This is a genomic window from Buchnera aphidicola (Aphis craccivora), assembly GCF_005082145.1.
GTDB classification, from domain to species: Bacteria; Pseudomonadota; Gammaproteobacteria; order Enterobacterales; family Enterobacteriaceae; genus Buchnera; species Buchnera aphidicola_U.
In genome coordinates this window covers 63,732-82,321 of the sequence record NZ_CP034897.1, presented here as the reverse complement: position 1 = coordinate 82,321, position 18,590 = coordinate 63,732, and the positions used below count along the sequence as shown (strand labels likewise).

General features: G+C 22.7%; 16 protein-coding genes and 3 tRNA genes. 9 read left to right on the top strand and 10 right to left on the bottom strand.

Annotated elements, in window-relative coordinates; genetic code table 11:
- Positions 1-59: 59 nt before the first annotated feature.
- From D9V60_RS00395 to fliF, 6 genes are all read right to left on the bottom strand, one after another.
- On the bottom strand, positions 60-1,178 hold the full coding sequence (locus D9V60_RS00395; protein ID WP_158360395.1) for a flagellar hook-length control protein FliK: 1,119 nt from the start codon (positions 1,176-1,178) through the stop codon (positions 60-62).
- On the bottom strand, positions 1,178-1,477 hold the full coding sequence (locus tag D9V60_RS00390; protein ID WP_258013349.1) for a flagellar export protein FliJ: 300 nt from the start codon (positions 1,475-1,477) through the stop codon (positions 1,178-1,180). Before D9V60_RS00390 ends, D9V60_RS00395 begins: the two co-directional genes overlap by 1 nt.
- A 209-nt stretch (positions 1,478-1,686) precedes the next feature.
- A complete protein-coding gene (locus D9V60_RS00385) occupies positions 1,687-3,045 on the bottom strand; it encodes a FliI/YscN family ATPase (RefSeq protein WP_158360393.1) in 1,359 nt (452 codons plus the stop codon).
- The gene (locus D9V60_RS00380; protein ID WP_158360392.1) at positions 3,045-3,710 is read right to left on the bottom strand and encodes a FliH/SctL family protein; all 666 of its coding nucleotides are present in this window, start codon (positions 3,708-3,710) and stop codon (positions 3,045-3,047) included. Before D9V60_RS00380 ends, D9V60_RS00385 begins: the two co-directional genes overlap by 1 nt.
- Positions 3,703-4,698, bottom strand: coding sequence for a flagellar motor switch protein FliG (locus D9V60_RS00375; protein ID WP_158360391.1), 996 nt, complete (start codon positions 4,696-4,698; stop codon positions 3,703-3,705). The genes D9V60_RS00380 and D9V60_RS00375 overlap by 8 nt, the downstream gene beginning before the upstream one ends.
- Positions 4,695-6,362 carry a flagellar basal-body MS-ring/collar protein FliF gene (fliF, locus tag D9V60_RS00370; RefSeq protein WP_158360390.1) on the bottom strand — a complete coding sequence of 556 codons (1,668 nt, stop codon included), beginning with the start codon at positions 6,360-6,362 and terminating at the stop codon, positions 4,695-4,697. The genes D9V60_RS00375 and fliF overlap by 4 nt, the downstream gene beginning before the upstream one ends.
- Before the next feature lie 168 nt (positions 6,363-6,530).
- Here fliF and fliE point away from each other — a divergent pair, with 168 nt between their 5' ends.
- Positions 6,531-6,836, top strand: coding sequence for a flagellar hook-basal body complex protein FliE (gene fliE, locus D9V60_RS00365; protein ID WP_158360389.1), 306 nt, complete (start codon positions 6,531-6,533; stop codon positions 6,834-6,836).
- Positions 6,837-6,946: 110 nt separating this feature from the next.
- Here fliE and D9V60_RS00360 read toward each other — a convergent pair.
- Both D9V60_RS00360 and gltX read right to left on the bottom strand, forming a co-directional pair.
- Positions 6,947-7,019 (bottom strand) — tRNA-Ala (locus D9V60_RS00360).
- 136 nt (positions 7,020-7,155) lie between these two features.
- Entirely contained in the window at positions 7,156-8,577 is a 1,422-nt protein-coding gene (gltX, locus tag D9V60_RS00355; protein ID WP_158360388.1) for a glutamate--tRNA ligase, read from the bottom strand.
- Positions 8,578-8,748: 171 nt separating this feature from the next.
- Here gltX and D9V60_RS00350 point away from each other — a divergent pair.
- Positions 8,749-8,821 (top strand) — tRNA-Val (locus D9V60_RS00350).
- A gap of 12 nt (positions 8,822-8,833) precedes the next feature.
- Positions 8,834-8,906 (top strand) — tRNA-Lys (locus tag D9V60_RS00345).
- Between the two features lie 13 nt (positions 8,907-8,919).
- On the opposite strand, the gene ligA is transcribed toward D9V60_RS00345, so the two are convergent.
- Positions 8,920-10,938, bottom strand: coding sequence for an NAD-dependent DNA ligase LigA (ligA, locus tag D9V60_RS00340; protein ID WP_158360387.1), 2,019 nt, complete (start codon positions 10,936-10,938; stop codon positions 8,920-8,922).
- A gap of 446 nt (positions 10,939-11,384) precedes the next feature.
- Between ligA and cysK the strand changes: the two genes are divergently transcribed.
- From cysK to D9V60_RS00315, 5 genes are all read left to right on the top strand, one after another.
- Positions 11,385-12,353 carry a cysteine synthase A gene (cysK, locus tag D9V60_RS00335; RefSeq protein ID WP_158360386.1) on the top strand — a complete coding sequence of 323 codons (969 nt, stop codon included), beginning with the start codon at positions 11,385-11,387 and terminating at the stop codon, positions 12,351-12,353.
- A 107-nt stretch (positions 12,354-12,460) separates the two neighbouring features.
- Complete coding sequence (locus tag D9V60_RS00330) at positions 12,461-12,718, top strand: HPr family phosphocarrier protein (RefSeq protein WP_158360385.1); 258 nt, start codon at positions 12,461-12,463, stop codon at positions 12,716-12,718.
- A gap of 152 nt (positions 12,719-12,870) precedes the next feature.
- A complete protein-coding gene (gene ptsI, locus D9V60_RS00325; protein WP_158360864.1) occupies positions 12,871-14,580 on the top strand; it encodes a phosphoenolpyruvate-protein phosphotransferase PtsI in 1,710 nt (569 codons plus the stop codon).
- 55 nt (positions 14,581-14,635) lie between these two features.
- Positions 14,636-15,139, top strand: coding sequence for a PTS glucose transporter subunit IIA (gene crr / locus D9V60_RS00320; RefSeq protein WP_158360384.1), 504 nt, complete (start codon positions 14,636-14,638; stop codon positions 15,137-15,139).
- 63 nt (positions 15,140-15,202) lie between these two features.
- Positions 15,203-15,991, top strand: coding sequence for an undecaprenyl-diphosphate phosphatase (locus D9V60_RS00315; RefSeq protein WP_158360383.1), 789 nt, complete (start codon positions 15,203-15,205; stop codon positions 15,989-15,991).
- 29 nt (positions 15,992-16,020) lie between these two features.
- On the opposite strand, the gene D9V60_RS00310 is transcribed toward D9V60_RS00315, so the two are convergent.
- Positions 16,021-17,244 carry a tRNA CCA-pyrophosphorylase gene (locus D9V60_RS00310; RefSeq protein ID WP_158360382.1) on the bottom strand — a complete coding sequence of 408 codons (1,224 nt, stop codon included), beginning with the start codon at positions 17,242-17,244 and terminating at the stop codon, positions 16,021-16,023.
- 161 nt (positions 17,245-17,405) lie between these two features.
- On the opposite strand from D9V60_RS00310, the gene rfaE1 reads away from it, so the two are divergent.
- The gene (gene rfaE1, locus D9V60_RS00305) at positions 17,406-18,350 is read left to right on the top strand and encodes a D-glycero-beta-D-manno-heptose-7-phosphate kinase (protein WP_158360381.1); all 945 of its coding nucleotides are present in this window, start codon (positions 17,406-17,408) and stop codon (positions 18,348-18,350) included.
- Positions 18,351-18,590: the final 240 nt, after the last annotated feature.

Below are 18,590 nucleotides of genomic sequence, written 5' to 3'. Positions count from 1 at the left end.
AAACTTGTTTTTTAAGTTTTAAATATAATTAGAATTTTAAATATATGTTTTTATAAAAATTAAACATACATATCAATAACTTTCTTTTGTGTGAAATTTTTATAAAAATTTTTAATTATGCTAGAGATTTTGGGTTTATATTCTGAAATAAATAAATTTTTATTTTTTTCTAAATTAAAAGAGTTGGAAATATTGACTTTTTTTAAAAAAATACCATTTTTATTTAAAGAATCGCGTAAAAATGGAATACAATTATTTAAAAAATTTTTAATTTCTATATGATCCGAAATAAATTTTAATTTCGCTTGATCATTTTTCATTTGAATTTTTACATATATTGAACCTAAAAATTCTGGTTGTAAACGAATTTCAGCTTTGTTTTCTTTATTAGAAATAGAAAATAAAACTTGTTGACTAATTGCTTTTTTCCATTGAATATTTTCTTTTTTGTTTAAAATAAACATTGTTTTTTTATTTAATTTAGAAAAATTATTTTCATTTGTTTTTTTTAAAGAATTTACTTCACAAATAGAATATTGATTTTTATGTGTATTTTTAGAAAAAATCATATTAGATATATTATTTATGCAATTTTTAAAATGTATAAAATTTTTACTATTTTTAATAAAGTTTGTTTTTCGTTTTATAATATTTAAATTACTGATTTCATTGAAGGTACGTTTATTGCAGGATTTTTTCGATAAATTATCTATATTATAATTACCATATAAAATACATTTATTTTTAATATCCATTGAGTTTTTTAATATTCCATTATTTTTGGTTTTATAATTTTTTTTATTTTCTTCTAAATTAAATTTTTCTTTGTTTTTTAAATAAGCATAAGATTTTAATTTAATATTTTCATCTAATTTTTTTTTTTGATTTTTTATACCATCGTTTTTTTTTACATAAAAACTATTATTCATATTTTTTTTATTTAAAATATTTAATAAATTATTTACTATAAAATTAGTAGATATAATATTTTCATCATTTTTTTTCTTTTGTTTTGTAGAAGTATTATCAAATTTAATTTCTTTATTTAATAAATGTTGTTTGCATTCATTTACAATAGATTCATAAAAATTAAAATTAGTAAGATCACAATAAATATTGTGATTTGAATTTAATAAAATATTTTTTTTTAATAAAATATTATTGAGATGACTTAACATTAATTACTGCCTTTTTTAATATATTTAAATTGAGAAAATTCATCGTTAACAATATTTTCTTTTAAAATTCGACGTTTTTTAAATGTTATTTTGTTTTTTTGATTTAAATAATTCCAAGTTTTTAACTTAATCTTATTTATAAACCATTGATCTATATTTTGTTTAATCGTTTCTTCATATTTTTTAATAATATTGTTATTTTCTTCAACTGCACTATATAACATAAAAATAAAGTTATTATATATTTTCCAATGATCAATAGATATTCCTAATTTAAGTTTAATATTTAATTTTTCAATATATTCATTTCGAAAATTAATTAATAATTTTAGTTGTTCAATATGTTTTTTTTTTGATTATATAAATTTTGAATATGAATTGTTTGTTGTTCTATTTTTTTATTCTCTATACTTTCTAAAATAGAAAAAAAAATTTTTTTATATTTCATAATAATATATCCTATTAAATTTTTTAAATAAGATAAATAAATGTAAAAATTTGAATAATTTTAATTAAATATTTGATTTAATTTTTCACAAGAAACTAAATAATCGATTTTTTCTGATGGTTTTTGTTGTAAAAACTTTTCTAAATTTTTCCATTTATTAATAGCTTCATCTAAAACCAAGTCATTACCTTTAACGTAAGCTCCAATATTAATTAAATCTTTATTTCTTTGATAAGAAGCTACTAATTTTTTAAAATAGCAAGCTTTTAAATATTGTTCTTTAGTGATAATTTCTGGCATTACACGACTAATAGAAGACTCAATATCAATAGCAGGATAATGTCCTAAATCAGCATAATATCGAGATAATACAATATGACCATCAAGTATAGAACGACAAATTTGTGAAACAGGATCTTGATCTTCATCATTTTCAGTTAGAACTGTATAAAACGAAGTAATAGATCCTTTTTTATCTGTATTTCCTGAACGTTCTACTAAAATAGGAATTTTAGAAAATACAGAAGATGGATATCCTCTAGAAACTGGTAATTCACCTAAAGATAATGCAACTTCTCTTTGAGCCATTGCATAACGAGTTAAAGAATCCATAATCAACAAAACATTTTTATCTTGATCTCGAAAATATTCAGCTATGCTTGTAGCATATGACGCAGCTTCAATTTGTAATAAAGGGGAAGTGTCTGCTGGTGCAGCAATTACTACAGATTTTAATAGTCCATCTGGTCCTAATACATTTTCAATAAAATCCTTTACTTCTCTTCCTCTTTCTCCAATTAATCCTATTACTACTACATCTGCTTTTGTATATTTTGCCATCATGCCAAGAAGAATACTTTTACCAATTCCTGAACTTGAAAAAATTCCTATTCTTTGTCCTCTTCCAATAGTTATCAATCCATTTATAGCACATATCCCTGTATCTAATATTTCATTAATTGGTTTTCTACTTAATGGGTTAATATGCTTTTTTTCAATTACAGAAAAACACTTTGAATCTAACTCGGGAAGTCCGTCTAATGCATGTCCTTTAGAATTCAATACTCTTCCTAATAAACTTGTTCCTAATGGAACTTTTTTAATAAATATATCTAAATTTTTAAATGTTTTTAAAAAAACTTTAGCACCAGGTAAAATACCATAAGTTTCTTCAAAAGAAAATAATAACGTTTTTTCTTTATTAAATCTCATAACTTCAGCTGAAATATTTAATACTTTACCATCTATAATTCTTTCAATAATACACTCAGCTCCAATAGGAGCTTTTAAACCTATCACTTCTAATACCAAACCGTTTATACTAATGACGTGACCATATATAATAATATCAGAAAGATTATCTATTTTATTTTCAAAAGAAGTAATTTTATTAAATAATTTAGAACATTTTAATTTCATTAATGCCCCTCTTCTTCAAGAATAATACGATATACTTCTTTCCATCTAGCATAGATAGTAGCATCTATATCACTCTGTTCAGAGTGAATTTTAAAACTATTAGGATCAATGGTTTTATTACAAATTAATTCCCATTTATTGTTTTTAGATTGTTTTAAAAGTTTTTCTAATATTTTTTTGTTATTGGGATGAATAACTAATTGTGGTTTTTTTAAAAAAAAATTATCACTTTTAATAATTTTTTTTATTTTTTTTAATAAAATTGATTCATTAATTAAAAATTTTTCCCCAACAATATACGAAGCAACTATTAAAACTGTTTTTAGTAAACGTGAAAATAATGTTTCTTCAAATAAAGAAATTGCAGATTCAAAATTTGAACATAAATCTCGCAATTTATGATTTAATAAAGTATATTCATTTTCTTTTTCTTCAAGATTGTTTTTTAATTTTAAATAATCTAATTCATTATTAAAAGATTTTTTTTTGATTTTATCTAATTGTTTAAATTCATTCGTTAATTTATTTTTTTTTAAAGTAGAAAAATCTGTTTCTTTTAATATTTCTATATCTCGAAAAAAATCGTAATTTTTTTTTGAATTATTTAAAAAAATTTTTTCTGGATTCCATTTTTTCCATTCTTTTTTTAAATCTAAATTAGACATAATACTTTCCTAAATTTTCTAATGAAAACATACCATAATCTAAAATATTTTTAATCATCATTAAAATTAGTTTTTGTTCATTTTCTATAGCTATTTCAGAAACATAAGATTTTTCCTTTAAACAAAGTAATAATCTTGTTGATTTTTCTTTATCCATATTACGAAAAAATTTATTTCTAATAATGTCACTAGTACCTTGAAGTGCAATATATAGTTTTTCTTCCTCTAAATGGTTTACTAAACATTTAATAATGCTATCATCAACACTTAATATATTTTCAAATAAAAATAATTCTTTAATAATTTTATTAAATAATTCTTTATTAAAAAATTTAATCTTTTTAAGTAAATCTTTTTCATTTTCTATATTCATAGAAGATAAAATTTTAGCAACAGTTTTTATACCTCCCTTATCTGAAAAAGTGAACTTTTTCTTTTTTAGGAAATCGTTAATAATATCTTTTAATTCAATAAATTTGGTTTCTTCAAGCCCATTAAAAACAGAAATTTTCATTATAACTTCAATACGTTTTTCTTTGCTTAAATAAGACAAAACTTGAGCTGCTTGATTTTTATTTAAATATACTAGTATTGTTGTAATAATTTGAGAATGCTGTTTTTCTAATAAATCAGCTAATTTATCAGGTTTCATTAGATTGAGAGATTCAATAGACATTTTAATGTTTCTTGTTTCTAACGCGTCATTTAACAAAACATTGGCTTTTTTATCGCCTAGTGCTTTGATTAACATATCAGATATATATTCATCATTATTGTTATAAACTAAATTATTATTTTTCATAAAAAGATTATAACATTCAGTTAATACTTGATTTAATGTTGTATTGGAAAACTGATTAATATTAACCATAGACGTAACTAATTCTTGAATTTCAAAAGGAGTTAAATATTTTAATACTTCTGATGCTTGATCAGCTCCTATTGACATTAATAAAAGAGCACTTTTCTCGATACCATTTAAAGTCATTTTTTATCACTCATCCATTGACGAATAATCGACGCTATAACACGTGGATTTTGATTAGATATATTACAAATTTGATGAACTAAATTATCTGTATTTTCTGTATTTAAGTTTTTGAAAACTTTTGTCTTAACATTATTTGCTGATTCATTTTCGTTAGAGTTTACAATTTCTTTTTTTATATTTCTTTTATCTAATCTTTTATTTTTAAAAGTATTTTTTGAAAAAGAAAAAATATATTTTTTTAGAAAATATAAAAGAAATAAAGCTAAAATGCACCATGGTATTAAAATTGAAAAAGTATTAAAAATATTAGGTTGATTAAAATTATTAAATTTAGTAAAAGTATTTTTATTGTCATACGCAGCAAAAGGCTCATTGATTACATGTACGCTATCACCTCTGATTTTAGAATAACCTATTGATTCACAGACTAAATTTTTAATATTTTTTATTTGTTTTGAATTTAAAGGAACTGCTTTTCCAGTTTTATTTTGAATAAAATTTACAACTACTGCAGCAGATAATCTTTTAACTTCTCCAACATTCATTTTGATATGTGATAAAGTATGATTTAATTCATAATTAATTGTATCATCATGATTAATAGTAGAATTGGAATTTATAAAGCTACCTTTAAATGGTTTATGATTTTTTACAGTATCAGATTTTTTAGCTTTATTATAGTTACTATTGGGTAAATTATTTCGAAGAGAATAATGATTTTCATCGTTGTCTTTTTTACTTTTTATCTTATCATTAATGCTAGTTTGATGAGAACGAATTGATTGATCTTCATAATTTGTGTTAGGTTCATATTTTTCTCGTGTTTTTTCTTGAGAATTAAAATCAATTTGTGCGGTTACTTGAGCATGTACGTTGCCAACACCAAATAATGGTTCTAAAATACTTTGAATTTTATTAGCATATCTTGATTCAATTTGTTCAGAATATCTTAATTTTACATCATTTATTTGATTTGATTCTAATGAAGTATCATTTAATAGCTTACCAAATTCATCAACTATAGTTATATTATCTACGGATAAATCAGATATACTATTAGAAATTAAATGTAATATAGCATTTGTTTGGTTTGAATTTAATGCCGTTCCAGATTTTAAACTTAAAATAACTGAAGCTGATGGTTTTTTTTTATCTTGTAAAAATAAAGAAGATTTTGGAATTGCTATATGTATTCTTGCATTTTTTACAACATTAATTCTTTCTATAGTACGAGCTAATTCACCTTCTAAAGCTCGTTGATAGTTAATTTGTTCATTAAACTGACTAATACCAAATTTTTCTTTATCCAAAATTTCAAAACCTACTCCACTACGAGGTAAATTTTTTTCTGAAAAGTGTAAGCGTAGATCGTAAATCTGATTTTTTGGAACTAATAATTTTTTAGAGTTTTCAGAAAACTGATAAGGAATTTTCATCTGGTTTAAGTAATCAATAATAAATTCACTATCTTCAATAGACAGGTTATTATATAAAATTTGATAATCAGAAGATTTTCTCCAGACAGAAATTGAAATCGTAGTAATCACCGCAAGCGCTAATAAAATTATTAAAACACGTGCATTTTTAAAAAAATAAGATAAAAAATTACTAAATTTGTTTTTCTCTTCTGAAATTGATTCTTCTATAGCACTAAAATTCATAACATCTTCCTAATCTAGTAAATAATTTTAACTATAATTGAGTAACAATTAAATTTCACTTGAAATAAAAAAAATTCCTGATAAATTACCTAGAACATAAAATATTAATCTTTATAAAAGATATGATATTATTAAAAAGTCAAAAAAAGTAAAAATTTAGAGGAAGATATGTTTATTGATAACATTCATAATCAAAATATTTATACTAAGATTAATTTTTTAGATGAAAACAAAAAAAATATTAAAGAATCTGATAATTTTACTCAATTTTTTCAAAACGCATTAGGAGAAATTAATAATATTCAAAATAATGCAAAAAAAAATATTGAAAAGTTTGAATTAAATCCATCTTCTATCTCTTTAAATGACGTAATGATAAATTTGCAAAAATCTTCTATTTCTATAGAATTAGCTATTCAAATTAGAAATAAAATTATTTCAGCTTACAAAGAAATAATGAGTCAACAGATCTAAATTAAAAACGCTGTGCTAATCATTTTGCACAGCATTTTAAAGATTTTTTTAAAGAAATATTAAAATTATTTAATAAAAAATATTTAAAATTTGAAAATTATTTAAATTTTTGGAGCTAAGCGGAATTGAACCGCTGACATTTTGCATGCCATGCAAACGCTCTACCTACTGAGCTATAGCCCCAAAATTATTACAATATAAAAACACATGAATTCTGTCAATTTATTTTTCTATAAAATGCTTTTTATATTAAAACTAATCAATTTTTTAAAATAAAAGTATTCAATTTAATATTATAAAAAATATTTGAATAAACTATTTAGTTAATATTTTTATTTTTTGTTTTTTCTATAAAAATTATTGCTTTTTTAAATCTTGATAAAGTTTTTTCTTTTCCAAGCAAAAAGATTATAGAAATTATATTTGGTGAATGCATACTTCCTGTTAACACAACTCTCAATAATATATTTATTTCTTTTAACTCAATATTTGATTCTATAGATTGATTATTAATAACTTTAGATAATACCTCGATTGTCCAAAAAGAAAGCTGTTTTAATTTATTGTAAATTTCTTTTAAAATATAAAAATTTTTTAGAATCAAATATTTATTATCAGATTTTATATTAAAAAATTTAAATTCTTCATAAAAAAATCTAAAGGAATATGCGATATCTTGCAAAGTATGAAAACGATTTTTGTACAAATTTAATAAACATTCTAAATTAGGTCCGCTTTCTATATTTATATTTTCATTTTTCATATAATCTTTTAAAAGATTAGCAACATAACTTAATGGTAAATTATTAATATAATATTTATTTAGCCATAATAATTTTTTCATACTAAAAGTACTTGCAGATTTATTAATAGCATCTAAATTGAATAACTTTTTTAATTCTGAAATAGTAAAAATTTCTTGATTTCCATGAGACCAGCCTAATCGTATTATATAATTAATTAATGCTTCTGGTAAAAACCCTTTTTTATTATACTCAATAATATTTTCAGCATTTTCTCTCTTAGAAAATTTTTTTCCATTTTCGTTTAGTATCATAGAAACATGTGCATAAATAGGTATTCGTGCTTTTAAAGATTTTAAAATATTAATTTGACGAGGTGTATTATTAATATGATCTTCTCCACGAATAACATGCGTAATATTCATATCTAAATCATCAATTACAACACAAAAGTTATAAGTAGGAATACCATTTGAACGTTGAATGATAAGATCATCTAACTCTATATTATTAAAAGTAATTTTCCCTCTAATCTTATCTTCAAATGTTACTTTTCCAAAAGTAGGATTTTTAAATCGTATTGTATATTGCTTATTAATATTATATTGGGTTTTTAAGTTTCTACAAACTCCAGTATAACGTGGTTTTTTTCCTTCAGAAATTTGTTTAGAACGTTCTTCTTCTATTTCTTTTGGTGAACAATAACACTTATATGCATTTCCTGTTTTTAACATAATTTCAATTACTTCTTTATAGCGTTTTAATCTTTCAGTTTGAAAATAAGGACCTTCGTCCCAATTTAATCCCAACCATTTTAAACCTTGAAAAATAGATTGAACTGATGACGAATTAGACCGTTCAAAATCAGTATCTTCTATACGGAGTACAAACTTGCCATTATGACGACGAGCAAATAACCAAGAATACAAAGCTGTACGAATGCTTCCAATATGCAAATTCCCAGTAGGACTAGGTGCGAAACGAGTTTTAACTTTCATATATTCCTTGAAATATTTTAAAAATTTTATACAAAGTTTTAAAATACATTTTGTATGTAATAAATATAGATAATTATTTAATCATAATGATTAAAATTACAACAAACAAATAATGTTTTAAAAAAAAAGATTGACTCTAATTTTCTTATCTTTACAATATAAACTATACAAGGGTGATTAGCTCAGTTGGTAGAGCTCCTCCTTTACACGGAGGAAGTCGGCGGTTCGAGTCCGTCATCACCCAAAAAAATACTTTGGGTCGTTAGCTCAGTTGGTAGAGCAGTTGACTTTTAATCAATTGGTCGCAGGTTCAAATCCTGCACGACCCAAAAATAAAAAATTTTAATTAATACTTTTTAATAAAGTATAAAGTTCTTTTTCATTAATCATCTGAATATTTAATTTTTCTGCTTCTAAAAATTTTCTACCAACTTTTTCTCCAAATATTAATAATTTTGTTTTTTTAGAAACTTTATTACCAATACGAGCACCTAATTTGATCAAAATTTCTTTTAATTCATTTCTAGAGTATTCTTTAAAGATGCCTGTTATAACAATATCTTTGTTAAAAATATGTTCTATTTTAGCGTTAAAAAAATTTTTACTATACGGAATAATACTTAATATTTCTGTTAATTTTTTGACTAATTTTTTGTTTTCAGAAATAGAAAAATAGTTAAATATATTATTAGCTACTACTTTTCCTATGCCATCTATTAATTCTAGCTCTTGTTTCGAAGCATACATTAAATTATTAAAAATATTAAAGTAATTAGATAGTTTTTGTGCTACAACTTCACCTACAGAAAAAATTCCTAAAGCATAAATAAAACGACTCATGGTAGTTTTTTTGGATTGCAAAATAGTTTTAATAATTTTAACACTCTTTTTTTTACCTATATTTTCTATATTTTTTAATTGATTTTCTGTAAGATAAAAAAAATCTATTAAATTTAAAACAATTTTTTTTTGAATTAATTCATTAATAACTTTAGGACCTAATCCATTAGCATTTAATGCATTCTTCGAAAAAAAATGACAAAATATTTTTTTTTTCTGAGCATCGCATATTAATCCAGAAAGACAACGTATTATTTTTCCTCCTTTATTTGAAATTAATTTTGAATTACAAACTGGACAATAAATTGGAAAAAATATTTTTTTTGCATTTTCAAGACGTTTGCTTTTAATAACATTTACAATTTTAGGTATAACATCCCCAGAACGCTGTATAATAATATAATCATTGAAATATAAATTTAATCTATTAATTTCATTTTTATTATGCAAAGAAGCTTTTTTAATCAACACTCCTGAAATATAAACTGGATTAAAATACGCTACTGGTGTGATAACCCCTGTTCTTCCAACTTCAAATTTTACATCATTTAATTTAGTAATTTCTTCTTTAGATGGATATTTAAAAGCAATAGCCCATCTAGGTGATTTATTATTAGAGCCTAATTTTTTTTGTAAATAAAGTGAATTTACTTTAATAACAATACCATCTATATCAAAGTCAAATAACAAACGATTTTTTTCAAATTTTTTATAAAAATTTAATATTTCCAAATGATCAGAGCAAACTAACATGTCTTTATTAATGGGGATTCCCCAATTTTTAAGTTGTATAAGTACCTCATAATGCGTTTGAAAAAATTTTATTTCTTCAAAAAAATTAAATCCATGACAAAAAAACATTAGTTTTCTTTTAGCTGTAATTGTAGAATCGATTTGTCTTAATGATCCAGCAGCCGCGTTTCTAGGATTAGAAAAATATTTTTTTTTAATTGATAATCCTTTATTATTCAACTTAAAAAATTCAGATTTTAACATAAAAACTTCACCTCTCACTTCTAATCTTTTCGGTATATTACTTCCTTTTAATTTTATTGGAATAGATTTAATTGTTTTTATGTTTTGTGTAACATTCTCTCCTAAATAACCATCGCCTCGAGTTGCTGCTCGAACTAAAGTACCAGATTCATAAATCAAACTAACTGCTATCCCATCAATTTTTAACTCACAGCAAAAATCTATTATATAGTTAGCTGTAAAATTTTTTTTAATTCTATTTTCAAATTTTAAATATCCATTTAAATGAAATGTGTTTTCTAAAGATAACATAGGAAAAAAATGCGTTACTTTTTTAAATTTATCAAGTAAATTTGAACCTATTTTTTGAGTAGGAGAATCAGGAGTAATAAATTCTTTGTATTTTAATTCTAAATCATATAATTGATTTAATAAATAATCATACTCTGAATCAGAAATCATAGGTTTGTCTAAAGTATGATAAAAATAATCATATTTCAAAATTTTTTTACGTAGTTCGTCAATTTGATATTTAATTTTTTTCATAAATATACTAGAGAATAAATTAATATAAAAAATTCAAATTTTATTAAAAGTTTTAATTAAAAATATTGATATTTTTTATAATATAATTATTAAAATATAAAAAATATTTTATTTTTACATATATATCCATTATAAAAAATAAAATTTTTATTATATTAATAGGTTAAAAGAATATTATTTTATACACTAAATATATATAAAAGATAAAATAATATAAAAGTTAATATTAAATTAAAATATACTATTTATTAAGTAATAATACAGAAATAAATAAAATACTTAAAAAATTAAATAAAATTAAATTTTATCAACTTATAAAAATAAATTTTTCTAATTATTATACAAAGTATAATAAAAAAATATAAAATTAAAAAATTTTAAAAAACAATAAAATTTAATTACAAAATATTTATATTACATACTATCAATTTAAAAAATGGAAAAAAATGAGTAAAATATACAAAGATAATTCATTAACTATTGGAAATACACCACTTGTTCGCTTAAATAGAATAGGAAATGGAAATATTTTAGCAAAAATAGAATCTAGAAATCCAAGTTTTAGTGTTAAATGTAGAATTGGTGCTAATATGATATGGGATGCAGAAAAAAAGGGAAATTTAAATAAGAATGTTACTTTAATTGAAGCTACAAGTGGAAATACAGGAATAGCTTTAGCATATGTTGCAGCAGCTAGAAACTACAAGTTAATTCTTACAATGCCAGAATCTATGTCAATAGAAAGAAGAAAACTGCTAATATCTTTAGGTGCAAAATTAATATTAACAGATAGCACTAAAGGAATGAAAGGAGCTATTTCTAAAGCTAATGAAATTGCATCATCGAATAAAAAACAATATTTATTGTTACAACAATTTGAAAATCCTGCTAATCCAGAAATACATGAAAATACTACTGGACCAGAAATTTGGAATGATACAAATGGAAACATAGACGTATTAATTTCAGGAGTAGGCACAGGAGGAACAATCACAGGAGTTACAAGATACATAAAAAATACCAAAAGAAAAAAAAATTTTACTAGTATTGCTGTAGAGCCTTTAGAATCTCCTGTAATTACACAGTTTTTATCAGGAAAAAAAATAACTCCTGGACTACATAAAATTCAAGGTATAGGAGCTGGTTTTATTCCTAAAAATTTAGATTTAAGTTTAATTGATAAAGTAATTACAATATCAAGTGAAGAATCAATATTACATTCTCAAAACATAATGAAAAAAGAAGGAATATTAGCTGGTATTTCTTCTGGAGCTGCTATCGCGGCAGCTTTGAAAATACAAAATCAAAAAAAATTTTTAAATAAAACAATAGTAGTAATACTTCCTTCTTCTGGAGAGCGTTATTTAAGTACAGAATTATTTTCTACATCATTTCAAAATAGAAATAAACATTAAAAATGCAACTTCTTTAATAAGAAATAATAAAAATTTTATTATAGAAGTTGTATTTTAATATTTAAAACAAAATATCCTCTGAAATTTAATATTACTAAGGAAAAAAAATGTTTCAAAATGAAATAAAAATTACTGCATTACATGGATTACATACTCGACCTGCAGCTGAATTTGTAAAAGAAGCAAAAAAATTTATTTCTGATATTCAAATTATTTATAATGGAAAATCTGTTAATGCAAAAAGTTTATTTAAAATTCAAACACTTGGTTTAGTCCATGGAAGTTTAATTACGTTATCTGCGGAAGGAAAAGATGAGAAAAAAGCTATTGAACATTTATCTAAAATAATGACAGAATTAGAATAATCATAATTAAAAAAATAATTTATGAATTTTTATAAAAACACCGGAGGTTTAATATTGCTTCCGGATTTTTCTTATAAAAAAAATATATTCGCCTGACATTCAATGTTTTCCTATCGGCAACAAATATAAAATTTATGGTTAAAGGTAATGTTATGATCTCAGGCATTTTAGCATCACCGGGTATAGCTTTTGGCAATGCTCTTTTATTAAAAAATGAAGATATTGTCATTAACCGGAAAACAATTTCTGTTGAAAACATTAAAACAGAAATAAACAAATTTTTTAACGGACGACAAAAATCAGTAAACCAATTAACAGCAATTAAATTAACTATAGGAAAAAAATTTGGAAAAAAACAAGAAGGTATTTTTGAAGGTCATATTATGCTTCTTGAAGATGAAGAACTAGAAAAAGAAATAATAGACTTAATCAAAGAAAAAAAAATATCAGCAGCAGAAGCAACTGAATATGTAATTGATGAACAAGCTAAAGCACTAGAAAAAATAAAAGATGAATATTTAAAAAATAGAGCAATTGATATAAGAGATATTGGTTTGCGTTTATTAAAAAATATACTTAATATTAATATTATTGATTTAAATAATATAAAACATAAAGTAATCTTAATTTCAAAAGATCTCACTCCTTCAGAAACTGCACAAATTAATTTAAAATATATATTAGGATTTATTACAGATTTAGGCGGTCCAACGTCTCATACTTCAATTATGGCAAGATCACTTGAAATACCTGCAATTGTAGGAACTGGTAATATTACAAATAAAGTAAAAAACAATGATTATATTATTTTAGATTCAATTAATAATCAAATTTTTATTAATCCATCTAATGAATTAATATGTAAAAAACGAGAAGTAGAAAAAAAATATTTTCTTAAAAAGAATAGTTTTAAAAAGTTAAAAGATTTACCAGCAACTACAATTGATGGGCATAATATTAAAATTGGTTCTAATATTGGTAATATTCAGGATGTTCAATCAGCGAAAAAAAATGGTGCTGAATGTATCGGTCTTTATCGAACAGAATTTTTATTTATGGGTCGTAATACACTTCCGAGTGAACAAGAACAATTTCAAGCTTATAAAGAAATTGCGGAAACCATGGAAAATAAATCAGTTATTATCAGAACGATGGATATCGGAGGTGATAAAGATCTTCCATATATGAATTTGCCAAAAGAAGAAAACCCATTTCTTGGATGGAGAGCTATACGTATTTCAATGGATAGAAAAGAAATTTTACACACTCAATTAAAAGCTATACTTAGAGCTTCCGCTTTCGGTAAAATATATATTTTATTTCCTATGATTATCTCTGTAGAAGAAATTAGAATCTTAAAAACAGAAATTAAAAAATTAAAAAGCCAATTAGATCATGACAATGTACTTTTTGATAAAAATATTAAAATTGGAATTATGATAGAAACTCCGGCATCAGCAATAATAGCAGAGCATTTAATAAAAGAAGTAGATTTTTTTAGTATTGGTACTAATGACTTAACACAGTATACTTTAGCTGTTGATAGAGGTAATGATTTAATTTCACATTTATATAATCCAATAAGCCCATCTGTATTAAAATTAATTAAAAAAGTTATCGATATTTCACATAAAAATGGAAAATGGACTGGGATGTGTGGAGAATTAGCGGGAGATGAGCGTATTACTGCTCTTTTATTAGGTATGGGTTTAGATGAATTTAGTATGAGTTCAACAAGTATTCCTAATATCAAAGAAACAATTCGAAAAATATCTTTTTCAAAAGCTCAAAATTTAGCAAAAAAAATATTAACTTTACCTACAACAAAAGAAATTTTTAATTTATTAAACAAATTTAATTAAGGAGTCATTTAATTTTTTAAAAAAAATTAATGATAGAAGTACTTAGGAGAATAAAATGGGTTTTTTATCAGATTTTTTTAATAGCAAAAAATCTAAGCTTTCAAAAAAAATAGAAATTTTTGCACCTTTATCAGGTGAAATAATAAATATTGAAGATGTACCAGATGTAGTTTTTTCAAAAAAAATTGTAGGTGATGGTATTGCAATTAAACCATCGGGTAGCAAAATAATATCACCAATAAATGGAACTATTGGTAAAATACTTGATAGCAAACATGCTTTTTCAATTCTTTCAGATGATGGAGTTGAATTATTTGTGCATTTTGGAATTGATACAATAAAACTAAAAGGGGAAGGTTTTAAAAAAATAGCAGAAGATAATCAAAAAGTAAAAATAGGAGATACTATTATATTATTTGATTTAAATATACTAGAAAAAAAAGCACGTTCTATTTTAACACCTGTAGTAATATCTAATATGGAAAAATTTAGAAAAATAGAAAAATCATCAGGTTCTATTATTGCCGGTGAAACAGTAATTATGTCTTTATATAATTAATTCCTAAAAAAATAAAAACGGTGCTATTATTTAGTACCGTTTTATCTAACAAAAGGAAAATATATGCTGTATATTTACAAAATAATTATCTCTATAATTCTTGGAACAATAGAAGGAATAACAGAATTTCTTCCTATTTCATCAACAGGTCATATAGTTGTTATTAGTAATTGGCTAAATATATCGAATAAAAACACAGATATATTAAAAATATTTATTCAATTTGGCTCAGCAATAGCAATATTAATATTTTTTTTTAAAAAAATAACAAATTTAATAAAATTTAAAAAGAAAAAAAGAACAAAAAACATTCATATTTTAACATCTCTTATACCTACGGTATCTTTAGGTTTTATATTTTATAGTGATATTAAATTATTATTTAACCCTAAAAATATTATGTACTCATTAATTTTTGGAGGTATTTTTCTCATTATTTCTGAAATTTTAAAACCTAAAAAATCAACAATAAATTCCATTGATGATATTAATTTGTTGCAATCATTTATTATTGGATGCTTTGAATCACTTTGTTTATATCCAGGATTTTCAAGATCAGGAGCTACTATAGGAACTGCAATATTATTAGGTATAAAACGTTCTGTTGCAATAGATTTCTCTTTTATTATTTCAATTCCATTAACAATAGGAGCATCTTTTTTAGATTTAATAAAAAACATAAATAATGTCAATATTGATTATATACCATATTATTTAAGTGGATTTTTTATATCTTTAATAATTTCTTTATTTTCAATTAAAAAACTAATTAAAATACTCAACAAAGTTTCACTAAATATTTTTGGATTCTATCGTTTTATATTAGCTGGATTAATCTATTTTACAAACTAACGCAATATTTTGTGCAATTAAAAAAATTTTTAAAATTGTTTTATTCTCCATAAATCTAGCTTTTTAATTCTCAATCGGTTTAATTCATTTTTTATTTGATTTCCTTTAAAACCTTTCTTTAAAATCGATTTGATAGATATATTTTGTAAAATATAAAAAGATTTTTCTAAAAACAAACCAGGTAATAAATTAATATGATAGATATTATTTAATTTATTATTTAAAAAATTAAAATTACTTAAAAACGCAAATTTTTTAATACGATCTGGTTTTCTCCAAGCATCTATTTTGCAAAAAAAATTTATAATGTTTTCAGAAGACTGATAATTAATTAAATTTAAAAAATCATAAAAACCAACACTTAATATAGCTATTTCTTTAATATGTATAGGAATATTAAAACGATTGCAAAAATTTTTCACAATAGATGCAGAAACTGTATCGTAAAATTTTTTATCAGATATACAACTTATATTTAAAGAAAAAAACTGAAATAAATAAGAAAAACGTATTGAAACATCTTTAGTTAAAAGAGATATCTTAGATAAACCAATTGATAAAAAACAATTATTTAAATGATTAAACATATTTGTAAAAAATAATTTTTTTTGATATAAAAAATATATCTCTGGAAATACTAAGTGAAGTGCTTCACATGCGTGCAATACTTGAAAATAAACATGTGGATTTTTAGTTTTAAATGCTTTTTCAGTTTCATTCCAAATTCTATTTATAGTTAAATATAATAGTTCTTTTTTTTTAACTATTTGACGCATTAAAAGCATAGTTTCTTTGGCAATTCGAAATCCTAAATGCATTAATTTAGCTGCAAACCTAGCTGTTCGTAAAACACGTAATGGATCTTCAATAAACGATTCAGAAACATGACGCAATAAACGATTTTCTAAATCTTTTATACCTTGATATGGGTCAATATAATTTCCAAATTTATCTTGAGCAATTGCATTAATTGTTAAATCACGCCTAATTAAATCTTCTTCTAAAGTTATGTTAGAACTAAAATTAGTCTGAAAACCCGTATAACCTTTCCCTAATTTTCTCTCTTTTCTTGCTAAAGCATACTCTTCATGTGTATCTGGATGCAAAAAAACTGGAAAATCTTTACCAACTTGCTGAAAATTTTTCTTTAATAGTATTTCTCTACTCCCTCCAACTACTACCCAGTCTCTATCTTTAATTTTTAAATTTAATAATTGATCGCGAACGGCCCCGCCAACTAAATATATTTTCATAAAAATTTTCTCATACTAAAAAATGAAATTTTGTTTTAAATAAAAAATACTTAAATGTTTACCGATTATTTGTAATAATTAAGTATTGTAATAATTTTATAGATAATATTAATATATAAAAAACACAATAATTATTTTAATAACATCTAAAAGGGTCCGCAATGAAAAAAGAAATCATTGATTTCAATAATGCGCTTGTTCTTGTGGTCGGAGATTTAATACTAGATTGTTATTGGTATAGCAAAAATTATTATATGCTATCAGAACAATCAATGCCTGTTGCATTAATTAAGAAAATTAAAAAACAACCAGGTGGAGCTGGAAATGTAGCTAAAAATATTGCAGAAATAGGCGGAAAATGTAAAATTATTGGTGTAATTGGAGAAGATAGTGAAGGTATAATATTACAAAAGCTACTTAAACACATAAAAATTTATGCTGATTTAATAAGTATTAAAAACAGCAAAACAATTACAAAAATTAGAGTTTTATCAAAACAAAAACAATTAATTCGACTAGATTTTCAAGAAAAATATATTTTCAATAATTTTAATTTATTATATAAAAAAATTTTAAATTCATTAAAAGATTATAAAGTTTTAGTTCTATCAGATTATGCAAAAGGAACATTATTTCACATTAAAAAAATTATTAACTTAGCAAAAAAAATGTCTATTCATATATTAATAGATCCAAAAGGAATTGATTTTAAAAAATACTCTGGAGCTAGCTTATTAACACCTAATCTTTCTGAGTTCGAGAAAATAGTAGGAAAATGTAACGAAGAACAACAAATATTAACAAAAGGGATGAAATTAGTATCCGAACTAAATTTATCAGCATTATTAGTAACGCGGTCTAAAAATGGTATGACATTGTTTCAATCTGAAAAAAAACCGATTCATTTTCCAGCTATATCTAAAACGGCATCAGATGTAACAGGTGCAGGTGATACAGTTATTTCAATTATTGCTTCTGCTTTAGCCACAGGTTATTCTTTAGAAGAATCATGTTTTTACGCTAATGTTGGAGCTAGTATAGTAATACAAAAAATAGGAACTGAAACCTTGAATATTAATGAATTAAACACAGTTTTAAATATGTAATAAACAATTTTTAAAATAAATATTTATATTATTTATTAAACAACTAAAATAATTTTATGTCTAAATATTACATGTAATACTTAGATATAAAACATATTATTTTTTTAACTATACATTTTAAGATTGATCTTAATTTTTATTCAATATATAATATAAAATTATTGTTTATTTTTAAATTCTTATACATATGTAAAATTTTTAAAATTGTTTATTTAATAGTTTAATTTAATAAGGTTTTCA

Bases quoted from the DNA above. Each gene is read 5' to 3' on its own strand.
- D9V60_RS00395 (WP_158360395.1), bottom strand. From the start codon at position 1,178: ATGTTAAGTCATCTCAATAATATTTTATTAAAAAAAAATATTTTATTA.
- D9V60_RS00385 (WP_158360393.1), bottom strand. From the start codon at position 3,045: ATGAAATTAAAATGTTCTAAATTATTTAATAAAATTACTTCTTTTGAA.
- D9V60_RS00380 (WP_158360392.1), bottom strand. From the start codon at position 3,710: ATGTCTAATTTAGATTTAAAAAAAGAATGGAAAAAATGGAATCCAGAA.
- D9V60_RS00375 (WP_158360391.1), bottom strand. From the start codon at position 4,698: ATGACTTTAAATGGTATCGAGAAAAGTGCTCTTTTATTAATGTCAATA.
- fliF (WP_158360390.1), bottom strand. From the start codon at position 6,362: ATGAATTTTAGTGCTATAGAAGAATCAATTTCAGAAGAGAAAAACAAA.
- fliE (WP_158360389.1), top strand. From the start codon at position 6,531: ATGTTTATTGATAACATTCATAATCAAAATATTTATACTAAGATTAAT.
- gltX (WP_158360388.1), bottom strand. From the start codon at position 8,577: ATGAAAGTTAAAACTCGTTTCGCACCTAGTCCTACTGGGAATTTGCAT.
- ligA (WP_158360387.1), bottom strand. From the start codon at position 10,938: ATGAAAAAAATTAAATATCAAATTGACGAACTACGTAAAAAAATTTTG.
- cysK (WP_158360386.1), top strand. From the start codon at position 11,385: ATGAGTAAAATATACAAAGATAATTCATTAACTATTGGAAATACACCA.
- D9V60_RS00330 (WP_158360385.1), top strand. From the start codon at position 12,461: ATGTTTCAAAATGAAATAAAAATTACTGCATTACATGGATTACATACT.
- ptsI (WP_158360864.1), top strand. From the start codon at position 12,871: ATGATCTCAGGCATTTTAGCATCACCGGGTATAGCTTTTGGCAATGCT.
- crr (WP_158360384.1), top strand. From the start codon at position 14,636: ATGGGTTTTTTATCAGATTTTTTTAATAGCAAAAAATCTAAGCTTTCA.
- D9V60_RS00315 (WP_158360383.1), top strand. From the start codon at position 15,203: ATGCTGTATATTTACAAAATAATTATCTCTATAATTCTTGGAACAATA.
- D9V60_RS00310 (WP_158360382.1), bottom strand. From the start codon at position 17,244: ATGAAAATATATTTAGTTGGCGGGGCCGTTCGCGATCAATTATTAAAT.
- rfaE1 (WP_158360381.1), top strand. From the start codon at position 17,406: ATGAAAAAAGAAATCATTGATTTCAATAATGCGCTTGTTCTTGTGGTC.